Annotated in this window: 18 protein-coding genes; 12 read left to right on the forward strand and 6 right to left on the reverse strand. The window is 38.3% G+C overall.

Annotated elements, in window-relative coordinates; translation table 11 throughout:
- From L656_RS0115525 to L656_RS0115555, 7 genes are all read left to right on the forward strand, one after another.
- On the forward strand, positions 1 to 785 hold a 785-nt coding region (locus L656_RS0115525; RefSeq protein ID WP_024599886.1), incomplete at its 5' end, for a hypothetical protein.
- 222 nt (positions 786 to 1,007) lie between these two features.
- Entirely contained in the window at positions 1,008 to 1,964 is a 957-nt protein-coding gene (locus tag L656_RS0115530) for an oxidoreductase family protein (RefSeq protein WP_024599887.1), read from the forward strand.
- Positions 1,965 to 2,110: 146 nt separating this feature from the next.
- Positions 2,111 to 2,740, forward strand: a complete 630-nt coding sequence (gene upp / locus L656_RS0115535) for a uracil phosphoribosyltransferase (protein WP_002958676.1) — start codon at positions 2,111 to 2,113, stop codon at positions 2,738 to 2,740.
- Positions 2,741 to 2,749: 9 nt separating this feature from the next.
- Positions 2,750 to 3,988 carry a uracil-xanthine permease family protein gene (locus L656_RS0115540; RefSeq protein WP_007580880.1) on the forward strand — a complete coding sequence of 413 codons (1,239 nt, stop codon included), beginning with the start codon at positions 2,750 to 2,752 and terminating at the stop codon, positions 3,986 to 3,988.
- A gap of 144 nt (positions 3,989 to 4,132) precedes the next feature.
- On the forward strand, positions 4,133 to 5,878 hold the full coding sequence (locus L656_RS0115545) for an HAD-IIB family hydrolase (protein ID WP_024599888.1): 1,746 nt from the start codon (positions 4,133 to 4,135) through the stop codon (positions 5,876 to 5,878).
- Positions 5,871 to 7,091, forward strand: a complete 1,221-nt coding sequence (locus L656_RS0115550) for a glycosyl transferase (protein WP_002958673.1) — start codon at positions 5,871 to 5,873, stop codon at positions 7,089 to 7,091. Before L656_RS0115545 ends, L656_RS0115550 begins: the two co-directional genes overlap by 8 nt.
- A gap of 55 nt (positions 7,092 to 7,146) precedes the next feature.
- Positions 7,147 to 8,925: a sugar phosphorylase gene (locus L656_RS0115555; RefSeq protein WP_024599889.1), complete on the forward strand. Its 1,779-nt coding sequence runs from the start codon at positions 7,147 to 7,149 to the stop codon at positions 8,923 to 8,925.
- A gap of 104 nt (positions 8,926 to 9,029) precedes the next feature.
- Here the strand turns inward: L656_RS0115555 and L656_RS0115560 are convergent, their stop codons facing one another.
- Entirely contained in the window at positions 9,030 to 11,870 is a 2,841-nt protein-coding gene (locus L656_RS0115560) for a TonB-dependent receptor domain-containing protein (RefSeq protein ID WP_024599890.1), read from the reverse strand.
- A gap of 546 nt (positions 11,871 to 12,416) precedes the next feature.
- The gene (locus L656_RS0115565) at positions 12,417 to 15,257 is read right to left on the reverse strand and encodes a TonB-dependent receptor plug domain-containing protein (protein WP_024599891.1); all 2,841 of its coding nucleotides are present in this window, start codon (positions 15,255 to 15,257) and stop codon (positions 12,417 to 12,419) included.
- Positions 15,258 to 15,798: 541 nt separating this feature from the next.
- Between L656_RS0115565 and L656_RS0115570 the strand changes: the two genes are divergently transcribed.
- Positions 15,799 to 16,188 (forward strand): cytochrome b562, encoded by a 390-nt coding sequence (locus L656_RS0115570; protein ID WP_024599892.1) that lies wholly within the window; start codon positions 15,799 to 15,801, stop codon positions 16,186 to 16,188.
- 83 nt (positions 16,189 to 16,271) lie between these two features.
- Positions 16,272 to 16,658, forward strand: a complete 387-nt coding sequence (locus L656_RS0115580) for an OsmC family protein (protein WP_024599893.1) — start codon at positions 16,272 to 16,274, stop codon at positions 16,656 to 16,658.
- Between the two features lie 62 nt (positions 16,659 to 16,720).
- On the opposite strand, the gene ykgO is transcribed toward L656_RS0115580, so the two are convergent.
- Both ykgO and L656_RS0115590 read right to left on the reverse strand, forming a co-directional pair.
- On the reverse strand, positions 16,721 to 16,855 hold the full coding sequence (ykgO, locus tag L656_RS0115585; protein ID WP_002958669.1) for a type B 50S ribosomal protein L36: 135 nt from the start codon (positions 16,853 to 16,855) through the stop codon (positions 16,721 to 16,723).
- A complete protein-coding gene (locus tag L656_RS0115590) occupies positions 16,852 to 17,118 on the reverse strand; it encodes a type B 50S ribosomal protein L31 (protein ID WP_024599894.1) in 267 nt (88 codons plus the stop codon). The genes ykgO and L656_RS0115590 overlap by 4 nt, the downstream gene beginning before the upstream one ends.
- Before the next feature lie 241 nt (positions 17,119 to 17,359).
- Between L656_RS0115590 and L656_RS0115595 the strand changes: the two genes are divergently transcribed.
- Positions 17,360 to 17,629 carry a hypothetical protein gene (locus L656_RS0115595; protein ID WP_007580861.1) on the forward strand — a complete coding sequence of 90 codons (270 nt, stop codon included), beginning with the start codon at positions 17,360 to 17,362 and terminating at the stop codon, positions 17,627 to 17,629.
- A 324-nt stretch (positions 17,630 to 17,953) separates the two neighbouring features.
- Complete coding sequence (locus L656_RS0115600) at positions 17,954 to 18,916, forward strand: sensor domain-containing diguanylate cyclase (RefSeq protein ID WP_024599895.1); 963 nt, start codon at positions 17,954 to 17,956, stop codon at positions 18,914 to 18,916.
- Between the two features lie 73 nt (positions 18,917 to 18,989).
- On the opposite strand, the gene L656_RS0115605 is transcribed toward L656_RS0115600, so the two are convergent.
- On the reverse strand, positions 18,990 to 20,030 hold the full coding sequence (locus tag L656_RS0115605; RefSeq protein WP_024599896.1) for a metal-dependent hydrolase: 1,041 nt from the start codon (positions 20,028 to 20,030) through the stop codon (positions 18,990 to 18,992).
- A gap of 107 nt (positions 20,031 to 20,137) precedes the next feature.
- Complete coding sequence (locus L656_RS0115610; RefSeq protein WP_024599897.1) at positions 20,138 to 21,025, reverse strand: LysR family transcriptional regulator; 888 nt, start codon at positions 21,023 to 21,025, stop codon at positions 20,138 to 20,140.
- 116 nt (positions 21,026 to 21,141) lie between these two features.
- Here L656_RS0115610 and L656_RS0115615 point away from each other — a divergent pair, with 116 nt between their 5' ends.
- Complete coding sequence (locus L656_RS0115615) at positions 21,142 to 22,314, forward strand: MFS transporter (RefSeq protein WP_024599898.1); 1,173 nt, start codon at positions 21,142 to 21,144, stop codon at positions 22,312 to 22,314.
- Positions 22,315 to 22,396 lie beyond the last annotated feature (82 nt).

A 22,396-nucleotide genomic window follows, 5' to 3' on the forward strand; every position in this document is an offset into this window, starting at 1 on the left:
CTTATGCCGTCATGAGTAATCATACGCATTTAGTATTGTATGTTGATGATAAGAAAGCGAATAGGCTAAATGATAAAGCGCTTATTATTCGCTGGCATAAACTCTGTAAAGGCACATTGCTAACGCAAAAATATGTACAAGGTGAAAAGCTAAGTAAAGTTGAACTCATCTTTTTCAATCAAACGGTTAAACAATACCGCGAACGCCTAGCAAGTATCAGCTGGTTTATGCGATTACTAAATGAAGACATTGCCCGCAGAGCGAACAAAGAAGATAACTGCACAGGGAGGTTCTGGGAGGGCAGATTCAAATCGCAAGCATTACTAGATGAAGCAGCACTTGCAGCTTGTATGGCCTATGTCGATTTAAATCCCATTAGAGCTAAAATGGCTAACACACCAGAAGAATCAGACCGTACCAGTGTACAAAAGCGCTTAACATGCGCCGCAGAAGGTAAACAGCCTCAACAGTTATTACGTTTTGCAGGTATGCCACGTCAGATTATGCCAAAAGGACTCCCGTTTGAGCTTAAATCGTACCTCGAACTTGTTGAATTAACAGGACGTTGTATACGAGAAGACAAGCGAGGATATATTGAAAGTACATACTTGCCTCTTCTAGAAAGAGTGAATATATCTCCAGAAAACTGGTTAAAGCTTACAACCCAATTTACGCACGTATTTCATGGCGCAGTGGGTAGGCCAGCCTCACAAGAAGGTTATTGTGAAAACTTAAACCGAAAGCGGCGAGCGAATATCAGTAACTGCAAAAAGCTACTGGCATAAAGTTTCAACTAATCAGTAAAACTATTCATTAATAAATCATAACTGCATCATGCAGGCATTTTCATACGTGTAATTTAGATTAAAAGCGTAGTGGCATAGTGATTTTGGCCACTATTTACATACAAACTTATATAAAACCAAGTGGGGGTTTTTTATGCCTTAGTTTTATCAAAAACGTCCACTAATGTTAAACTACAAAAAACTTAATTACTTAATATAGCTATGGCATTTTACATTCAGTTATTACAACCTCATTTTAAGCACATTGAAATTGGCGATACGCTTACATCACTTTGGAGTGGATGTGGCAGTATTGTGCAGTGCCAGCTTGATGATAAAGCCTGTGTTATTAAAGCTATTAAAATACCCAGTTATATACACCATCCTAAAATTAAACAAAGCGAATTTGCACTTAAAAGAAAGCAGCACTCATATAGTGTTGAATACACATTTTATAAGCTTTATAGCCAGCATTTACCAGTACATGCGCAAAGTATTGAATGTATAGGTGCAGTTAATAAAGATGATGAATACGCGCTGGTGTTTAAAAACTTTATCAAACATGGGTTTACTCAAGCAGGGCCACAACATGTTAAAGCTATATTAAGGTGGCTTGCACACTTTCATGCGTTTAACTTAAGTAAACCCGCTGATGGGTTGTGGCAGCAAGGCAATTACTGGCATTTAAGCACGCGCCCAGATGAGTTTAATAAACTAAAAGATAACCTTGATAAAAAGTCCGATATTAAAAATGTTGCACATAAAATAGATGAGCAACTACAAAGTTGTGCGTACAAAACGCTGATTCATGGCGATGCAAAACTTGCTAACTTTGCAGCAAATGAGCGCGATCAAATACTCGGTTATGATTTTCAGTATATAGGTGCAGGTTGCGGGATAATTGATGTAATGTGTTTTATGACCAGTTGCTTGAGTGATGCACAATTACACGAGTGCGCTGATGAGTACCTTGTGTATTATTTTGACAATTTAAAGGCTGCTATTACAGCTTATCACCCTTGGGCACCAGCAAGTAAAATAGCTAACGATTGGCTCGCTTTATGGCCTGCTGCATGGGCTGACTTTTATCGATTTTTAGCTGGGTGGAGCCCCGAGCATAAAAAAATAAATAGTTATATGCAACAGCAAGTAAACAGCTGGTTAGCGGGTAACATTTAATAAACAGGTTTTGCTAATCTCTTGCATAAATATCAAGCAAAACAATACATTTTGGCACGATGTATGAAAATCTCTTTAAAACTACAGGTCAAATGACCTTTTTTAATATAAAATACTGCAAATTCTTGTATCAGTAGGTTTATATCATGGCAATTCACGTTATTTCTCACCCTCTTGTTCAACATAAACTAGGCCTAATGCGAGCGCATGGTATTAGTACTAAAAGCTTTCGTGAATTATGTTCTGAAGTTGGAACCTTATTAACTTACGAAGCAACTAAAAACCTACAGTTAGAAGATAACGAAATTACAGGCTGGGATGGCAATAAATTAAAAGTAGAGCACATTAAAGGTAAAAAAATTACCGTAGTGCCTATTTTGCGTGCTGGTCTTGGCATGATGGACGGTGTTATGCAGTTATTACCAGCCGCGAAAGTAAGTGTTGTTGGTCTTGAACGTAACGAAGAAACACTAGAGCCAGTACCATATTTTGAAAAGTTAGTAGGTAATATTGATGAGCGCTTAAGCTTAGTTATTGACCCTATGCTTGCAACGGGTGGCTCAATGATTGCCACAATCGATATGCTTAAAAAAGCAGGCTGTAAAGAAATCAAAGTAATTGTACTCGTTGCAGCACCAGAAGGTGTTGAAAAAACACTTACAGCTCATCCAGATGTAGAAATATTTACAGCCTCAGTAGATAGTCACTTAAACGAAAAGGGCTATATTATCCCTGGTTTAGGCGATGCGGGCGACAAAATATTCGGTACTGTTTAGGAGTCTTAAGTGCAAAATAATGACACCTTTTCAATAAAAACTATTTTAACGGGCGCGCAAATGCTGTTTGTAGCATTTGGTGCGCTGGTATTAGTGCCACTTTTAACTGGCCTTGATCCTAATGTTGCGCTTTTTACCGCAGGCATAGGTACTTTGCTGTTTCAGGTAGTGACTAAAGGCCAAGTGCCTATATTTTTAGCTTCATCGTTTGCTTTTATTGCACCTATTATTGCCGCTGTGCAAATGTGGGGCGTGCCGGCCACCATGGGCGGCTTAATGGTTGCGGGTTTTGCTTATATGCTTTTAAGCTTATTAGTAAAATTTAAAGGCGTTGCAACGCTTCATAAAATTTTACCGCCTGTGGTTGTAGGCCCAGTAATTATGGTTATTGGTTTAGCGCTTGCACCTGTTGCTGTAAATATGGCGATGGGTAAAAGTGGCGACGGCAGTATTCAAATTATTGATTACACCAGCGCTATTTATATTTCGTTGTTCTCGTTAGTGGTTACGCTTATTTTTGCAGTGTGGGGAAAAGGCGTATTTAAGCTTATACCTATATTAGCAGGGGTTGTAGCGGGTTATTGTTTATCGCTCGGTATGGGCGTTGTGCAATTTGACGCAGTGACTAACGCACAGTGGTTTGCTGTACCAAACTTCACATGGCCTGAGTTTAAATGGCAGGCTATTTTGTTTATGGTGCCTGTAGCAATAGCACCTGCAATTGAGCATATTGGCGATATGATGGCTATTAGCCAAGTAACCAATAAAGACTTTTTGAAAAAGCCTGGGCTTCACCGTACTTTGTTTGGTGATGGACTTGCTACTTCTGCAGCATCGTTATTTGGTGGCCCGCCTAACACTACTTACTCAGAAGTAACGGGAGCAGTTATGCTTACCAAAAACTTCAATCCTAAAGTAATGATGTGGACAGCTGTTATTGCCATTATTTTAGCGTTTGTAGCTAAAATGGGATCTGGTTTGCAAACTATTCCTGTGCCAGTAATGGGCGGCATTATGATTCTACTTTTTGGCTCTATTGCTGTAGTGGGTTTAAATACACTGGTTAAGTCGGGCGATGATTTAACCGCACCACGTAATTTAAGTATTGTTGCACTAATTTTGGTGTGCGGTATTGGTGGTATGCATATTGGTGGCAGCCAATTTAGTTTAGAGGGCGTAAGCCTTTGCGCTATTTTAGGAATAGTACTTAACTTAGTATTACCAAAAGCAGAGCCTGAAAAAGTTTAATTTTGCACATTAGCTAAATAGATTGCACCATAATAGCGCATTTTGAATGCGCTATTTTTTTAACCTATTAATAAATATATAAAAATAATAATGGTCTAGTATCTGCATTTAACTCCCAGACGCATTGTATGCAAAGGAGTAACTATGTCAGAGGCCAATATTGTGGATATCACCCCGTTTTTAGCAAAACACCAACTGCCTTTAAAGTATCAATATTTGAGTGAGCAATATTTTGTTCCACTTGCGCATGACATCCTCGAATCTAAAAAAACAAATACTCCTATTTTTGTTGCCATAAATGGATGCCAAGGCTCAGGAAAAACAACGCTCGCCGACTTTTTAGTTACGTGGTTTTCTAAAAACACACCGCTTAACAGTGTTGCATTGTCGATTGATGACTTTTATCTAGCAAAACAAGTACGTACTGAGCTTGCCAAAGATGTACATCCTCTTTTTACTACTCGCGGAGTACCGGGTACTCACGACGTAGCATTAATGAATAGCACAATAACTAACTTACTGGCAGGAGAGGTAAACGTACCGCTTCCACGGTTTAATAAACACGAAGACGACTGCGTACCAGCAAGTGATTGGCTAACAAATGAAAAGCCGGTTGATATTGTTATTTTAGAAGGGTGGTGCGTGGGCAGTGAGCCACAACCGCTGTTTTCATTGAGTGAGCCGCTTAACGAGTTAGAGCAACAGTTTGATAAAGAAGGCGTTTGGCGCCGCTGTGTAAATAGCTGTTTAGCAAACGAATACAAAGCCGTTTTTAACCTAATTGATTATACCGTTATGCTAAAAGCACCGAGTTTTAGTGATGTTTTTACATGGCGACAAGAGCAAGAGCAAAAGCTAATAACCAAAAAAGGTGAAGGCTCAGGCACCATGACTAACGAGCAATTGGTGTATTTTATTTCTCACTTTGAGCGCATTACGCGTGAGAACTTAAACACACTGAGCGCTAAAGCAAATGCGTTAATTGAACTTGATAGCAACCGCGATATTAGCGGTATGCACCTAACAAGTGACGACACCCTCCAGCCAATTATTTTTACAGATTTGGATGGCACATTACTCGATCACGCTGATTATAATACAAATAATATCAGTGAGTTATTACAGCAGCTGCAAAATGCGCATATTCCGGTGGTGTTTAATACCAGTAAAACTTTTTGCGAAGTCATTGAGCTTAAAAATGATTTAAATATTCAACAGCCTTTTATTGTAGAGAACGGCGCAGCAGTATTTATTCCAGAAGACTATTTTGAATTAAAGCCTATCGGTTGTAAAAAAGTAGGCGCTTACTGGTGTTATGCGATGGCAAAGCCATTATCGAGTTTATTACAGGATTTAAATACCTTAAATGCCGATTACAAAGCGCATTACAAATTGTTTAGCGACTTATCGAGTGAGCAAATATCAGAGCTTACCGGGCTAGACGATGCACAAGCAAGACGTGCACAAACACGCGATTATTCAGACCCTCTTTATTGGTATGGCAACGACGAATTACTCACCGCCTTTGTAAATGATGTAGAAGCACTCGGTTACGATATAAAAATTGGTGGGCGCTTCATTCATATTGCTAAAAATACCGATAAAAGCGCTGCACAGCAGTGGTTAGTTAAACAATTTACCCATCATTTTAGAAAGCCTCTCACGGTCATTGCACTTGGTGATAGCGATAACGATAAGCAAATGTTAGAGCATGCAAATATCGCCATTATTATCGCCAACCCGGCGAGTAAAAAGCCGGTTAAATTGTCGCACAACAAAGCACGATACTCTCAATCGCCAGCACCGCTGGGCTGGATTGAAGAAATAACATCGTTGCCGTGCATTAGCAGTATTTTAAGTATTTCTGAGGAGCAAAAGTCTCATGGCTGATTTTTATCAAAATGGCATTATTACTACATTACATAACATTGCCGACAGACCAATTGAAGATCTAGAAAAAGAGCTACTTACTTTTAGTAAGCAGCGCCCAATGGGATTAATACTTCCTTCGTTATTTAGTGAGCTTGAAGGCCCTGCGCTGCAAAATATAGTTAGTGAGTTGCGTGAAGTACCTTATTTATCGCAAATCACTATAGGCTTAGATAGAGCCGACGAAGCACAGTACCGCCATGCACTTGGCTTTTTTAAAGAGCTAAACCAAAACCACAAAGTGTTATGGAACGACGGCCCACGCTTACAAGCACTCGATAAAGAATTACAAGAGCTAGGGGTTGCACCTCGCGAGCTTGGTAAAGGCCGTAATGTTTGGTATTGCATGGGCTATAAATTAGCAACAGCAGAAGTAGAGTCTATCGCGCTGCATGATTGCGATATTTTAACCTACGACAGAAGCTTACTTGCGCGTTTAATTTACCCTGTTGCGCATCCGCGTTTTAACTATGAATTTTGTAAAGGATTTTACCCGCGTACTGCTAATGGCAAAATTAATGGGCGTGTATCGCGCTTATTAGTAACGCCGTTACTTCGCTCGTTTAAAACAATTTTAGGCAATACAGACTACCTTGAATATATGGATTCGTTTAGATACCCATTAGCAGGGGAGTTTTCGTTTAGACGCGATGTATTAAATGATATTCGCATTCCAAGTGACTGGGGCCTTGAAATTGGCGTGCTGAGCGAAATGTATCGTAACTACTCCCATAACCGCTTGTGCCAAGTAGATATTGCCGATAACTATGATCATAAGCACCAAGAGCTTTCACTTGATGACCAAAGCGCAGGCTTGTCTAAAATGTCGATTGATATTACCAAGGCATTATTTAGAAAGCTGGCTACACAAGGCGTTACTTTTACCAGCGAAACGATTCGTTCATTAAAAGCGACTTACTACCGTATCGGTCTAGATTTTATTGAAACCTATCACAACGATGCGTTAATGAACGGGCTAACGCTTGATGTACACCAAGAAGAAAAAGCAGTAGAAATGTTTGCGCAAAATATTATGGAAGCAGGGCAACACTTTTTAGAAAACCCAATGGAAGCGCCATTTGTGCCAAGTTGGAACCGTGTTGTATCAGCAATGCCAGACGTACTTGAGCGCTTAAAAGAAGCCGTAGAGCTAGATAACGAAGAATATAGTTAACCTGCGCGCAGGTTAACTAGCCTATAAGTCTAAACAATAAATATTAGGGGCGCATGTGATTTCAGTTAGCGAATTATTTTTACAACGAGTAGAGCAACATCTTCATATTATTTATGAGGGTGTTGAGCTGCCTTTATCGGTTACTGAGCTTGCTCAGCAACTTATTAAAATTATATTAGGTAGCAATGCACTGCGCGACCCTACACCCCATACAAATCGATGGGATGAACAAGATATAGTATTGATTGCCTATGGTGACTCAATTATTAAACACGATGATAGTGAATTTGCAGTATCAAGCCCAATAGAAGCGCCGCTTAAAACGCTACACCGGTTTATAAAAGAGCAATGTGATATGCAGCTTAATGCCCTACATATATTGCCATTTTACCCGTACAGTTCAGACGAAGGCTTTGCCGTAATGAACTACGTGCAAGTAAATGAGTCATTAGGTGATTGGAATGATATTCAAAACATCGCTAAAGACGTAAAGCTAATGGCAGATTTAGTTATTAACCATTGCTCAAGCAGAAGCGTATGGTTTGAGAACTTTTTAAACGATTTACACCCGGGTAAAGACTACTTTAAAACGGCGAGCTTAACGGATGATTTAAGCCAAGTTGTACGCCCGCGAACCTCATCGTTATTAAATACTGTAACAACGCCAAGCGGCGAAAAGCACGTGTGGTGTACGTTTAGTCACGATCAGGTCGATTTTGATTTTGGTAATCCCGATGTGCTTAAAGAGTTTGTGGGAATAATTCGTCATTATTTAGACAATGGCGTACGTCTGTTTAGACTCGATGCGGTTGCATTTTTGTGGAAACAGCTTAATACAAGCTGCATTAACTTACCGCAAACACATGAAGCCGTAAGGCTAATGCGAACACTTATTGAGCACGCAGAGCCTAGTGTAGTTATTATTACCGAAACTAATATTCCAAACCAAGAGAACTTATCGTACTTTGGTAACGCCAATGAAGCGCACAGTATTTATAACTTTGCCTTGCCGCCATTGTTGCTACATACATTATTAAGTGGTGATAGTGCAGCGCTCAAACATTGGATGATGAGTATGCCGCCTGCGCAAAATGGTACGGCATACTTTAACTTTATAGCCTCGCACGATGGAATAGGGCTCAGGCCAATTGAAGGTTTATTACAACCTAGCGAAGTGGCGTCATTAGTAAGTACCACTATGCAGTTTGGTGGTCGTGTATCTATGCGTACCAGTCACGATGGTACACATACACCGTACGAGCTAAATATTGCTTTATTTGATGCAATGCAAGGGACGCACAATGGCCCCGATAAGTTTGGCCTTGAACGGTTTATGTGTGCTCATGCAATTATGTTTGCACTTGAAGGTATCCCAGGGCTTTATATTCATAGTTTGTTGGGTACAACTAACGATTACGACCGATTTGAAAATTCACAGCATAATCGCGCTATAAACCGCCATCGTTGGCAAGAGTCAAAGCTATTAGCTGCAATTAGTGAAAAGTATAGTCATCATCATAAAGTGTTTAACGGCATAAAAAGCTTATTGGCAGTACGGAAAAAGCAGGGTGCTTTTCATCCTAACGCAACACAATTTACTTTGCATTTAGCGGGTGGGTTGTTTGGTTTTTGGAGACAAAGTATAGACCGTCGCCAAAGCATATTTTGTGTTTATAACATTAGTGATAAACCACAAACGCTCACATTGGCCGACTTAAACTTAATTAACACCCAAAAGTGGTTTGATTTAGTTGCCGATAAAACGATTGAAGAAAGCCAATTAACAATAGAGCTTGAGCCGTATCAAAGTGTATGGCTGAGTAATATTAAATAAGGCGCAATAATACCAATCCTAAAAATAGATCACTTAATTAAGCGGATTGATATAAAAAGGCTCGCACTGCGAGCCTTTAATTTAATTAATAACGTTGTTACTAATTATAAGCTGTAGCTTAAGTTAATGTAGCCAAAACGGCCAATGTTATCGTAACTTGCGCTACCCGCGCTTGTACCACGTGAACCGTACGGAAGTTTACGGTTAAATACGTTATCAACACCTACTTTAACGCCTAAACCGCTATCGAAGTTATAACCGACTGTCATATCGGTAATAAAGTATTTACCGTAAGACATTTGATTACTTGGGTTCGGGTTATTTTCAAGCTCAACATTTGTATATAAATCTACTTCACTTAAAAAGCGTGTTTCAACTGTTGAGAAAAAGTTATCCATAACATAACTTACAGATAAGTTAGTTTGCCACTTAGCTTCACCTGTAGTACCTGCGTATTCAATGTAATTACTAGGGTCGTCTTGGAACGGGTAATCTTTACGTTCAATTAAGTAAGTACCAATTAAGCGTGTTTTAAAGCTACCTTCAAGCGCGTCAAAATCGTAACCTAGTTCAAAATCTATTCCTGATGCTTTTTGGCCAGCAACATTTAATACAGAGTTTTGAATTAAAGTAATTTCACCACTAGCATTACGTGTAATTAAGTTACAGTACTGATTGTTTATACCTGTTGCGCTATCCACACAGCGATCAAGAATGTCTTGCGCGTTAATTGTGTCAATTGCATCTTCAAGTTCAATTTCCCAGTAATCAATAGTAAGTAGCGCGTTTTCTAAAAACTCTGGTTGGTAAACAATGCCTACAGTTGTACTTGTTGACTCTTCGCCTTTTACATCGCGGTTACCACTGCTTAAACCATCTAAAGAGGCTGAATCGTAATCTGAATTAAAGTCACTCGCTACGCCTAATGCGGCACAGTTTGCAGTACGTGTTGCAGCGTTTGATAAGTCACCTAAGTTTTCAGCGCGACACGGGTCGTCTACATTGTAGAAAGTTTGACTCGGGGCACCAAATACTTCACTAATGTTAGGTGCACGAAGTGCTGCAGACTGAGTTACACGTACACGTAGCTCATCATTTACAGTCCAATCAAGGCCAAGTTTCCAGCTAGTTGCTTCGCCAATCGTACTGTAATCAGCATGACGTACTGCAGTATCAAACACTAAATCTTGAATAAGCGGTAAATCAGTTAAAATTGGCATTGTCGCTTCAAAAAATACTTCGCGAACATTAAACGAACCTTTATCTTCGCCCAGCGCGTTAAAGAAAGTACCTTCTGCGTTATCTGGCTCTTTTGTTTCGCTTTCTTCTTTACGGTACTCAGCACCAAATGCAACACCAACATAGCCCGCTGGTAATTCAAAAATAGCGCCATTAGCAAGTGAACCAGAAACAACCGTTTGCTTAATAGTTGATGTGCCAACAGATACCGTATTAATGTAATCAATGGCTTGTTGAGATGGTGCGCCAAAACCCATAATATTTACAGGAACACAGCCGTCAGCTTGTGCTGCAGCGCTACGACATACTACGTTACCATTTGTATCTTCAACGGCATCAAGTGCATTAAAGTAATTTGCTACAATCATGTTAGCGCCATTTTCGCGCTCTAGATCAGTTTGGCCGTATACTATTGAGGTATCTAATTCCCAATCATCAAATACTGTGCCTTTTAAGCCAGTAACAAAGCGCGTTGTTTCACGGGTATTGTTTTCAATGCGGCGGCCTAGATCGGTCATCATGCGGTTAACCATGATCGAATCAACACCTTCCTCTTCCATACGTGTTTTAATGGCTGGGTCTAGGTAAGGGTTGTCGATTTTGATGCTGTTTTCATCGTCAAAGAAGAAAAACGCAGGTTGACCTATGCTTTCGCCTTGGCTGTTTACATATTTAGCATCAAAGTAAACGTTTAAGTCGTCGGTAACATCGTAGTTAACTTTAAAGTTTACGTTGTAACGCTCAAACTCAGGTTGAATTTCTTCAAATTGGCCTAAGTTAAAAGAGTCACAGTTAGCACACGACAAGCCATCTACGTTATTACCTATGTATAAATCACGGGCGCTGCTATCAAGGTTAAAGCTATTAGTAAACCCATCTTCAAGCGCATAAACACCGGCGTTATTAATAGCGTAATAACCAGCATTAGGTGTTAAGATTTTATCAGGGAAAGCTGCGCTATCTTTGTTTGCTTCTGTTTGGGCTTGATTACGTAAACTACTAAACGAAGTGCTAGTCCATGGGTGGTCAAGTGCGTTTAATGAATCTTGGGCCGAGTACTCAATAGCAAAAGCTGCATTACCACGATCGTTATCAAAGTTAGAGCCATATGAAAAAGTTGCTTTTTCGTTGTTGTAGCTGCTTAAATCGGCAAAACCACGTGTAACACTAAAGTCCATGCCTTCAATGTTGTCTTTTAATATAAAGTTTACAACACCTGTTACCGCATCAGCACCGTATACAGCCGATGCACCACCAGTAATGATTTCTACACGTTCAACCCATACACTTGGAATAGTGTTGGTATCTACAGATTGAGAACCTGCAGAGCTTGATACATGACGCTTACCATTTACAAGTACCAAAGTACGATCTGTACCCATGTTACGTAAATCAAGAATATTTAAACCCGCAGTACCAATAAAACGGCCTGAGTTAGCCATAGAATATGTATTGCCAAGTGCAGGTAAGTTATTTAGCGCTTCACCAATGTTTACTGCGCCAGTGTTCATTAGCTGCTCGCCACTGATAACTGTAACAGGTGCAGGCGCAATAGCACCTTCACGTAAAATACGTGAACCTGTTACTTCAACACGTTCAATTTTTGTTGCTTGCTCATCTTGTGCAAGCACAGAATTACTTGCTGTTGCAGCAGCAGTAATTAATGCACATTTAATGCTTGTAGAAAGTAAATTATGGCGTTTCATTTGATTCCCAGAGAATGTTTCATAGTAATTAAATACAATGTAGTTTTATCCAAATACAGTGTGTGTTTGGATAAATCCCTATAACTTTTTTATGAGGGCGGCGATTATTGCACGGTAAAACTAGTAATAGAAGGGAGGTATCTAGATGGATTTTAATAAGTTAATCCTGTATCAATTTTTATAAAGTACATTTTATTGCATTTTTAACACTAATGTTTTTTGATTATTTGCTACAAATTTGTAATTAAGAAGGGTTGTTATTTTTTATATATACTTCTCATTATCATTTGGTGTTTTTTGTTTTCATTAGCGTGTTAATAATGAACTTTTTAGGGGGGTTATCATTACTTTTTAGGTAAGTGCTATTTAGTTAAAAAACTTTAAAAGAACACTTATTAATCTTTAATGTTTTATTTGTGTGATTTTTTGTTTTTATAAAGTAATTTTAAATACGTATCTTTTGTTACTAATAAATCTAAAATGAGTAAATTTCATCTTTAAAAAGTAAAAAGGCCCAATTAAGGGCCTTTATATTAACAATTAAACTTACATGCTATATGAAAAAGTAATGTAGCCAAAACGTCCAATATTGTCGTAGCTAGCGCTTCCGCTTCCATCACCGCGCGTGCCATAAGGTAGTTCACGATTGAATAGGTTATCAACGCCCATTTTTAAGCCAACACCATTGTCAAAGTTATAACCAACTGTCATATCAGTAATTATGTATGTACCAAAAGTAGTTAAACTATTTGGGTTAGGGTTATCGCTTAAATCTTGATCTGTGTATAAGCTTACTTCTTCGATATAACGAGTGCTTAAAGATGTGTATAAGTTCTCGTAGCTGTACTCGATATTTAAGTTAGCTTGCCATTGCGCTTCACCTGTAACGCCTGCATATTCAATGTAGTCGCTTGGCTCATCTTGGAATGGAAACTCTTTACGCTCAATCAAATATGTACCAATAAAGCGGGTTTTAAAGCTACCTTCAAGTGCATCAAAGTCGTAACCTAACTCAAAGTCAACACCAGATGCTTCTTGACCTGACACATTAAGTACTGAGTTTTGAATTAACGAAATCTCACTGTTTGCATCACGTGTAATAAGGCTACAATATTGATTCGAAATACCTGAGCCGCTATCAACACAACGATCTAGGATATCTTGTGCGCTGATAGTTGAGATTGCATCTTCAAGCTCAATCTTCCAGTAATCGATAGTTAGTGTTGCGTTTTCAATAAACTCTGGTTGGTACACTAGACCAATAGTCGTACTTGTAGACTCTTCACCTTTTACATCACGGTTACCACTTTGTAAACCTTCAAGTGTTTGTGAATCATAGTCAGAATCAAAACCTTCTGGCACACCTAATGCAGCACAGTTGGCACGGCGTGTACTACTGTTTTGTAAATCATTTAAGTTATCAGCTTGACAAGGATCGTCGACACTGTAGAAAGTTTGGCTCGGTGCACCAAAAATCTCACCAATATTTGGCGCTCTTAGCGCTTCTGATTGTGTTAAACGAAAACGAAGTTCATCGTTTAGAGTCCAATCAAGCCCTAATTTCCAGCTAGTTGCATCGCCAATTGTGCTGTAATCAGCGTAACGTACAGCAGCATCTAAGACTAAGTCTTGAACAAATGGCATATCAGAAAGTAGTGGAATTGATACTTCTGTAAAAATTTCACTTACATCAAAGTCGCCTTTGTCTTCACCAAGTGCATTAAAGAATGTGCCTTCAGCATTATTTGGTTCTTTTGTTTCACTTTCTTCTTTACGGTACTCAACACCAAAAGCCACACCTACATAACCTGCAGGTAATTCAAATAATCCACCATTGGCCAAAGAAGCAGATACTACAGTTTGAGTGATTTCAGATGTACCTGTAGAAACTGTATTAATGTAGTCAATTGCTTCATCACTTGGCGCACCAAAGCCCATAATATTTACAGGAACACAGCCTTCTGCTTGAGCTGCTTCACTTCTACACACAATGTTACCATTGCCATCATCTACCGCATCAAGTGCGTTAGAGTAATTTTCAAGAATCATATTAGCGCCATTAACGCGCTCTAATTCTGTTTTACCACGTACAATGGATGCATCTAAATCCCAATCATTAAATACCGTACCTTTAAGGCCAGCTACAAATCGAGTAGTTTCGCGCGTATTGTTTTCAATGCGGCGACCTAAATCAGTCATCATACGAAGTACATTTATTGATTCAACACCAGCTTCTTCCATAAGCGTCTTAACGCTAGAATCCAAGAATGCGTTGTCTATTTGTATTGTATTACGAGGGTCGCCAAAGAAAAACGCAGGTTGCCCAATGCTTTCGCCTTCGCTGTTAACATATTTAGCTTCAAAATATGCATTAATATCTTCAGTTACATCATAGTTAACTTTAAAGTTTACGTTGTAACGCTCAAATTTTGGTTGTATCTCGTCAAACTGGGCTAGGTTAAACGAATCACAATCTGCACATAGAAGACCGTCAACATTATCACCGGTATAAATATCACGTTGAGAGCCATCAGCATTAAATGTATTTACATAACCACTACCTAAGTTAAATACACCTGCGTTATTAATTGCGTAGTAACCAGCATTTGATGTATAAATTTTATCTGGGAAATTTGGGTCGTCTTTATTAGAATCGTTTTGGGCTTGGTTACGTAGACTTGAGTATGAACCGTCAGTCCAAGGGTGATTTAACGCATTTAAAGAGTCTTGAGCTGAGTATTCAACTGCAAATGCAGCATTACCACGGCCATCATCAAAGTTCTTACCATATGAAAAGGTTGCCTTTTCATTGTTGTAATCACTTAAATCTGAAACGCCTTTAGTTACAGTAAAGTCTAAACCTTCAATATTATCTTTTAAAATAAAGTTAACAACACCTGTTACAGCATCAGCACCATAAACAGCAGAAGCACCACCGGTTACAATTTCTACACGTTCAACCCATACACTTGGAATAGTATTAGTATCTACAGATTGAGAGCCCGCTGAGCTAGATACATGGCGTTTACCATTTACAAGTACAAGCGTACGGTCAGTACCCATGTTACGCAAATCAAGAATATTTAAACCTGCAGTACCGATAAAGCGGCCCGAGTTTGCTAAAGAGTAGGTATTACCTAATGCAGGCAGTTTATTTAGAGCTTCACCAATATTTACTGCACCGGTATTAAGTAATTGCTCGCCTGTAATTACAGTTACAGGTGCTGGAGCAATTGCACCTACTCGGCTGATTTTTGAACCAGTTACTTCAACTCGTTCTATTTTGGTATCCTTAGCATCTGCTGCAATAGCAGTATGTGACAAACCAATTGCACTTAAACAAAGAGCTGTTTTTATGCCGCGTGAGAGTTGGTTATAAGATTTCATGTTATCCCCTAGATAAATTATTTATTTTTTTAGTACTTAAGCGCAATATAAAGTTCATTTTAGCAATTATTTATATACAAAATTTACATTACGTACCCAGATTTAACACTTGCAGGGTTTTAGGCAATTAATTTTCGTTGAACCCACAAAAAAAGAGGGTGGGCTGCTTGTTAAAATATAATTAAAACAATGGTTTAAAGTGTTTCTATTAACTTTTGTTTTGTGTAATTAGCAATGTTATTTTATTGCTTTGTTTTTTAGTTGTTTATATTCAATGGTATATATACTTGTCGGTTTTAATTGCATTTTCATTATTGTGATTTGTGAAATAGAATTCTTTTCTGTTAACTTGTGAAGTCTGTTTGTCACCTAAGTGTTGTCAGGTAATTTATCTTTATATATTCAAAGATTAAGTTCTGTATTTCACTACTATTGAATAGTGTAAAGGGGCTTTACACTTAGTTCGCAAGACTTTGAGTAGCAAGTTACTTTTTCTATTTTAATTGATACAATTATCACTCTTTTATTTATAGGGTCTTGTATGAAGAGTTTCTTTTTAATTATGGCGTTACTATTTAGCTCATTGGTTATAGCTGAGGAATCTGTCGATCTTGAAGTAAATATGAAAAATACAGGCCTTGCATATAAACAAGCGGTGCAGGCAACTCAACTTAGTGAATTTAATACTGCGATTGATGAATTTATAAAGCTGGTTAAAGTGAGTAAAACAGGTAAGTTTTACAAAAAACCAGAACAGTCATTGCAGGGCCTTGATAAAGTGATTGCTCAAGCTGAACTTGCAAAAAAAGCAGCAAACGAGCAGGGACTAAGTGCGGCAAAAGAACCACTGAAAAATATAGATAATTTGCGTAAAAAATATCATGAGTTACACGAGCCTCCAGGGTTCTTTGAATTACTGTTCGGTTCATAAACCTAAACTATATGTATCTTTAGTAGCTACTTTTAAGCTAATTTCGTTAAAGGTATCTGCAGCAATAAATATAAGGAAACACAATGGAAATTTCAGTTTCAATGTTAGAAGGCCAAAAGCAAAGCGCTAAATTTGGCGACCTAGAAGTAATAAGCGATCAAAGTATAAACGCAGGTGGCAATGCAGAGCATCCAGAACCGTTTGATTATTTTTTAGTAAGTATGGTTTTATGTGCAGGTTTTTATGCGCGTAAGTTTTGCGAGCAGCGTGATATTTCAACGCAAGGTATGACGCTTACTCAAAATAACGAAAATGTAGATGACAACGGTAAAAAGCTATTTTCAATTGAGATTAACTTACCAGAAGGCTTCCCTGATAAATATAAAAAGGCGCTTATTGCAGCCGTTAATACCTGTACGGTAAAAAAAGTAATTCAGGCAGTGCCGGAGTTTTCAGTAGTGGTAAAATAGTCCCCCTAAATTAGGTAGCTTAAGCAAGCTACCTAATTATAAGTTGAGCATCCCCGTTTAACTTATTTCTTTTTCATTCCTTGTACTGCTTTAAAGCGTGGGTTGTTTTTACAAATTACGAATACGCGACCTTTGCGTTTTACAATTTGACACCCCGGACGTTGCTTAGCACTTTTAAGAGAGCTTAATACTTTCATAACTTTTCCTTTTTAACAGTCGATAAACTTTTAAAACGACGATTAAACTGCGCAACGCGGCCATCTGTAGCGGTTGTTTTTTGCTTGCCTGTATAAAATGGGTGCGAGTCACTTGATACATCAATAGGTACGTATGGATATGTATTACCGTCTATTTCTATTGTGCGGCTCGTTTTTATGGTTGAGCCAATAATAAAGTAAGAATCGGCAGCGGTATCGTGAAAAGCAACCACGTGGTAATCAGGATGAATATTTGGTTTCATAATACGCCTCAATAAATGATATGTGATAATGTATCATTCGAATTTAACGTATTTATTTTCCCAATGCAAATTATTTAAATGTTCCTCAAAAAGGCCGTAATTGCTGGCTATTTGCGCAAACAAATCAAAAAATAAGCACTTGAATCAAAAATGCTGGCTATTGGCGTTTAGGCTGTTATAACTATATTTAAGAGTTAAAACGTTAACAAATACGGTTATAAAGTTATTACAGAGGTTATGTATGAGTGACGCAACACAACAACAAGAACAAATTGATCAAGGGGTGATGGAAACCCTAAGAGAGCGCGACCACAGTACCTTGGCGCAACAAGTAAATCCTTTAACCTGCAACCACAATGATATTGTAGAGTTACTAGCAAGGTATATGGCACTAAGCGAGCAAGAAGATGATGAGCTGTTTGATGATTGGTTTGATAACCTAACTAAAGAGCAACATACTGTTTTAAAAGTATTTGAAGTTTACCGTGGACAATATGAGCACCAAAATTAAAGTGTTTATTTTTGTAAGTATGCCAAATCCAGTGGTTATTTAAATAAAACTAAATAGCCACTACTACTTTTTCATTAAAGAGTAGCTATGTTGTATCAACTACTAATCCCACCTGTTTAAATCATAATTTTTTGCGGATTGAATCTTATCTTTATTTAGGCACGACTTACTGATATTTATAAATATTTATTGCTATTTTTAGGTAATGTTCTAATTTGAATAGACAGACTGTTTATAGTTTAGATAAGTTTATTGGATTATATAGTCGAAAATATTCGCTCCAGTTTCGTAATTTATAAAACATTTAAAATTAATAGAGCTTTAATGATTAAACCTGAGATTCCAAATAACGAAGCTGAGCGATTACACGCGCTTAGAGCATTAAAAATTCTAGATACGTCGCATGAAGAGCGATTTGATCGTGTTACTCGTATTGCCAAGCGTATGTTTAATGTTTCTATTTCATTGGTTACTTTGATTGACGAAGACCGCCAGTGGTTTAAATCAAGGCAGGGGCTTGATGCGCCTGAGCTTCCTCGCGAAACCTCATTTTGTGGCCACACCATAAATCAAGACGAGTTATTAATAATCCCAGATACAGCTCAAGACGAAAGGTTTTTTGATAACCCCTTTGTTACAGGCGATCCTAAAGTACGCTTTTATGCAGGCTTTCCTTTAAAATTAAGGGAAGGAGTCATTATAGGCACTTTGTGCCTTGCCGATAATAAACCTAGACAACTAAATGATGAAGAAAAACAATTGCTAAGAGATTTAGGCACGTTAGTCGAGCGAGAAATTCAATCAATTCAACTAGCCACAATTGATGAGTTAACAAGAATCTCTAATCGACGTGGCTTTTTAAACCTTGCCGAACATACGCTAAATGTATGTAGGCGAAACAAAGTATCAATGTCGTTTATATTGTTTGATCTCAATAAGTTTAAACAAATTAATGATATTTATGGACACCACGAAGGCGATTTTGTATTAAATAAATTTGCACAAATCATGCTTAGTTCATTTCGTGATTGTGAAGTAATAGGTCGACTTGGCGGAGATGAATTTGTAGCGATGTTAAGCGACTCAGACGAAACAAAAGCAGAGTTTGTTTTACAAAGGTTTGCGCAAGCAATAGAGCATGCTAATAATACCTTAAACAAGCCATACAAAATTGATTACAGTGTAGGAGTAACACACTTTAAACACGATACAGGTAAATCGGTTGAGGATATGATTCAAGATGCTGATGTTGCAATGTATCAGCAAAAAAAGCAGCAATCACTTTAGTAAGCTATTTAGTTTAATTGCTGCTGAACTTCACTTAACTTCCTCATGCTAGTACAAATCTTATAATATGCCGTTATTCACTATTGCAGTCATTTTTTGCAGCGGGTAATGCTAAAGACACATTTGGTTGCCAAATCCTGTTCCATATTTTATGAAGATTGTTTAAGTTTGGTCTTTGACTTATTTTTTTAAAGTTACCAATGCTCACTTCTGAATCATTTTTTTGACCCACTACAAAATTAAACACATAGTTGCACTCCATACCCATACGTAAATCAGAAAGAACAATATTGCTTTGCTGTTGGCGCACCGAATAAAACCCTTTAGTAAACCACTGCAAACGTTTTATAGCCCATTCATCGCTAATATTATTTAACAGTGAAGGCGTTGTTTGATAAGCCGTTAATGTAACATCGCTGGGCGCGTCAAATACTGATGCATAACCTTCGTAGTATTGTCCGTCAGACATTACAACAATACGCCACAGCAAAGTGGTTAGCGGCGCGGGCGTACTAACATAGGCATTTACTGATATTTGCCTGTTGTTGAGTGCAGTATTTACTTTGTCATCAATATTTACTTTTAAAATTAAAGCGCAGAATAAATACAGGCTACTTAAAACTAAGGCGGCTGCATTTATACGATAAGCCGTTGTTGCTTTTATTTTGGGTATTAGTGTACATATTACGCCAATTAATAAAGGAAGCGTGTAAGCGGGGTCAATAATAAACACACTAGAAACCGCAAAGGGGTACTCAGTAAAAGGCCAGAGTAGTTGTGTACCGTATACAGTTAGGCTGTCTAATAGGGCATGTGTAGATAAGCTTAAAAATACTAGCCAAAACCAGCGCACTTTATAAGTTTGCATTCCCGCGTGTACTTTTAATATTAGCCATACAATGAGCGGGCTAATTAATAAATGTATTAATAACGAATGGCTAAAGCCACGGTGGTAAGTAAATGCTTCTACAGAGCCGCCATAAGGCAAAAATACATCTAAATCAGGGAGAGTGCCTAAAATTGCTCCCCATAAAACGGCTTTTCGACCTATTTTATTGCCTAAAACCGCATAACCTACAGCACTGCCTAATGCTACCTGCGTTAAAGAATCCATTTTAATTAATACCTTTAATTACTACTTTTGTTATTTATACTTTTTGATTATTAAAAAGCGTCAAAAAATCATTTGAAATATTTAATAAGCATATTAATACACAGAATTTATAAACTAAGCCTAGGCTTTATAAAATCTAAAAACGCCGTAATGCGAGACGATACCGCACTGTTTTTATAATACACGGCTTGTATAATTTCTCGGTTATTAGGTGAGCTAATTGCAGTGGGTAACACTTCAACTAATTTACCTGTTTTTAGGTCATTGCCAATCATAAAGTGAGAAAGTAGCGCAATGCCTTGGTTTGCAATGCACAGCTGGCGCACTGTTTCACCGCTGCTTGCGCTAAGCGAAAACGTAAATAAAGCGGGTTTTACTAGCGGCCAGGTGTTTAATTTAGGGGAGTCACTAAAACCAATTAACTTATGATTTTGTAAGTCATCAATTTGCGCAATTGCTTTATTATTATTTATATATTTTGGGCTGGCTACAATACGCAACTGGCTGCTGCCAAGTCTACGAGCATGTAAGTTTGAGTCTTTTAAATCACCAATGCGTATGGCTAAATCGGTTTTATGTTCAAGTAAATCAATAATGCTGTCGTGCGAGGTTATATCAAGCGTTATATGTGGGTATTGCTTAGCAAATTCACCAATTAAAGGCGTAAGTTGGTGCAATACAAAAGGGCTTGCCGCATCTATTCTCAGCTTGCCACTTGGCGCTTGTTTTAAAAGCTTTATGGCTTCTTCACCAGTATAAAGCGTATTTAACCCTTCGCGCGCATATTTTATAAAAGTATGGCCTTCTTCGGTAAGCTCTAATCGGCGTGTTGTTCTGTTTAGCAAAGTACATTGCAGTGTATTTTCTAGGCGTGATACCGCTCGCGACACTTTAGCCACCTGTTGATCGAGCAAATTAGCCGCTCCCGAAAAGCTTCCGCAATCTACTACCGTTATAAACGTTTCTAAATCTTCAGTTTTTGAATGAACAGCCATAAGTATACCAACACCATCTTTGCATTATTAACAAAAGTATTTTGTCACTAATGCTATTTTTTGCAAACGATATTTTAGCCAAACTACATTCTTCAAATATTAATGAGGATATAACTATGCCATTGGCTTTGTGGGCGCTTACCTTAAGCGCATTTGCAATAGGAACAACTGAGTTTGTAATAGTGGGATTAGTACCCACCATTGTAAACGACTTAGGCGTAAGCCTACCTTCAGCGGGTTTGCTTGTAAGTTTATATGCGGTTGGCGTTGCTATTGGTGCACCGGTGCTAACAGCTTTAACGGGTCGTTGGAATCGTAAAGTGGTATTAATAAGCTTAATGGGCTTGTTTGTTTTGGGTAACTTACTTGCTTGGCAAGCGCCAAGCTACGAAACATTAACACTTGCGCGCATTTTAACGGGGCTTGCCCATGGTGTGTTTTTCTCAATCGGATCGATGATTGCCACAAGCTTAGTAAGCAAAGATAAAGAAGCCAGTGCAATAGCCATTATGTTTACCGGGCTTACTGTAGCACTAGTAACTGGTGTGCCATTAGGTACATGGATTGGCCAACACTTTGGTTGGCGTGCAACGTTTTTAGTTGTGTCGGTATTAGGTTTAATTGCATTAATCGGCAGCTCTATTTTAGTGCCAAAAAACTTAAAACAATCAATACCTGCAACGTTTAAAGAGCAACTACAAGTAATCGTAAAACCGCGTTTATTACTCGTATATCTAATGACGATATTGGGCTATGGCGGCACGTTTACAGCGTTTACTTATTTAGCACCTATTTTAGAGCAACAAACAGGTTTTGCGCCTTCGGCTATTGCCTTAATAATGCTTGTTTACGGTGTATCGGTAGCAATAGGTAATATTTGGGGTGGAAAGTTGGCCGACAAACGCGGCCCAATTAGCGCACTGAGTATTATATTCAGCGCTTTGAGTATAATTTTACTGATATTTACCTTTACGATGGAATCAAAAATTGCCGCTGTACTTACTATTTTAGTCTGGGGCGCATTTGCTTTTGGCAATGTGCCAGGCTTGCAACTTTATGTAGTAAAGCAAGCACAAAAGCACACGCCCAATGCAGTAGATGTTGCATCAGGCTTAAACATAGCCGCATTTAATATTGGTATTGCACTTGGATCAATTATTGGTGGTAGCGTAGTAGAAAATATGACCCTACAAGATACAGCATGGATAGGCGCCGTTATCTCTGTTTTAGCACTTGGTGTTACACGTTACAGCGGTATGCTTGATAAAAGTGAAATTCAGCAAGCGTAAACTATCCTCTGCTAAGGTTGAAACTAAAATTAATGACCTCATACCTGTTATGAGGTCATTAATTTTTAAGTGACAGTTGTAA

The sequence above is a fragment of the Pseudoalteromonas sp. TAE56 genome (assembly GCF_000497955.1).
Classification (GTDB): Bacteria; Pseudomonadota; Gammaproteobacteria; order Enterobacterales; family Alteromonadaceae; genus Pseudoalteromonas.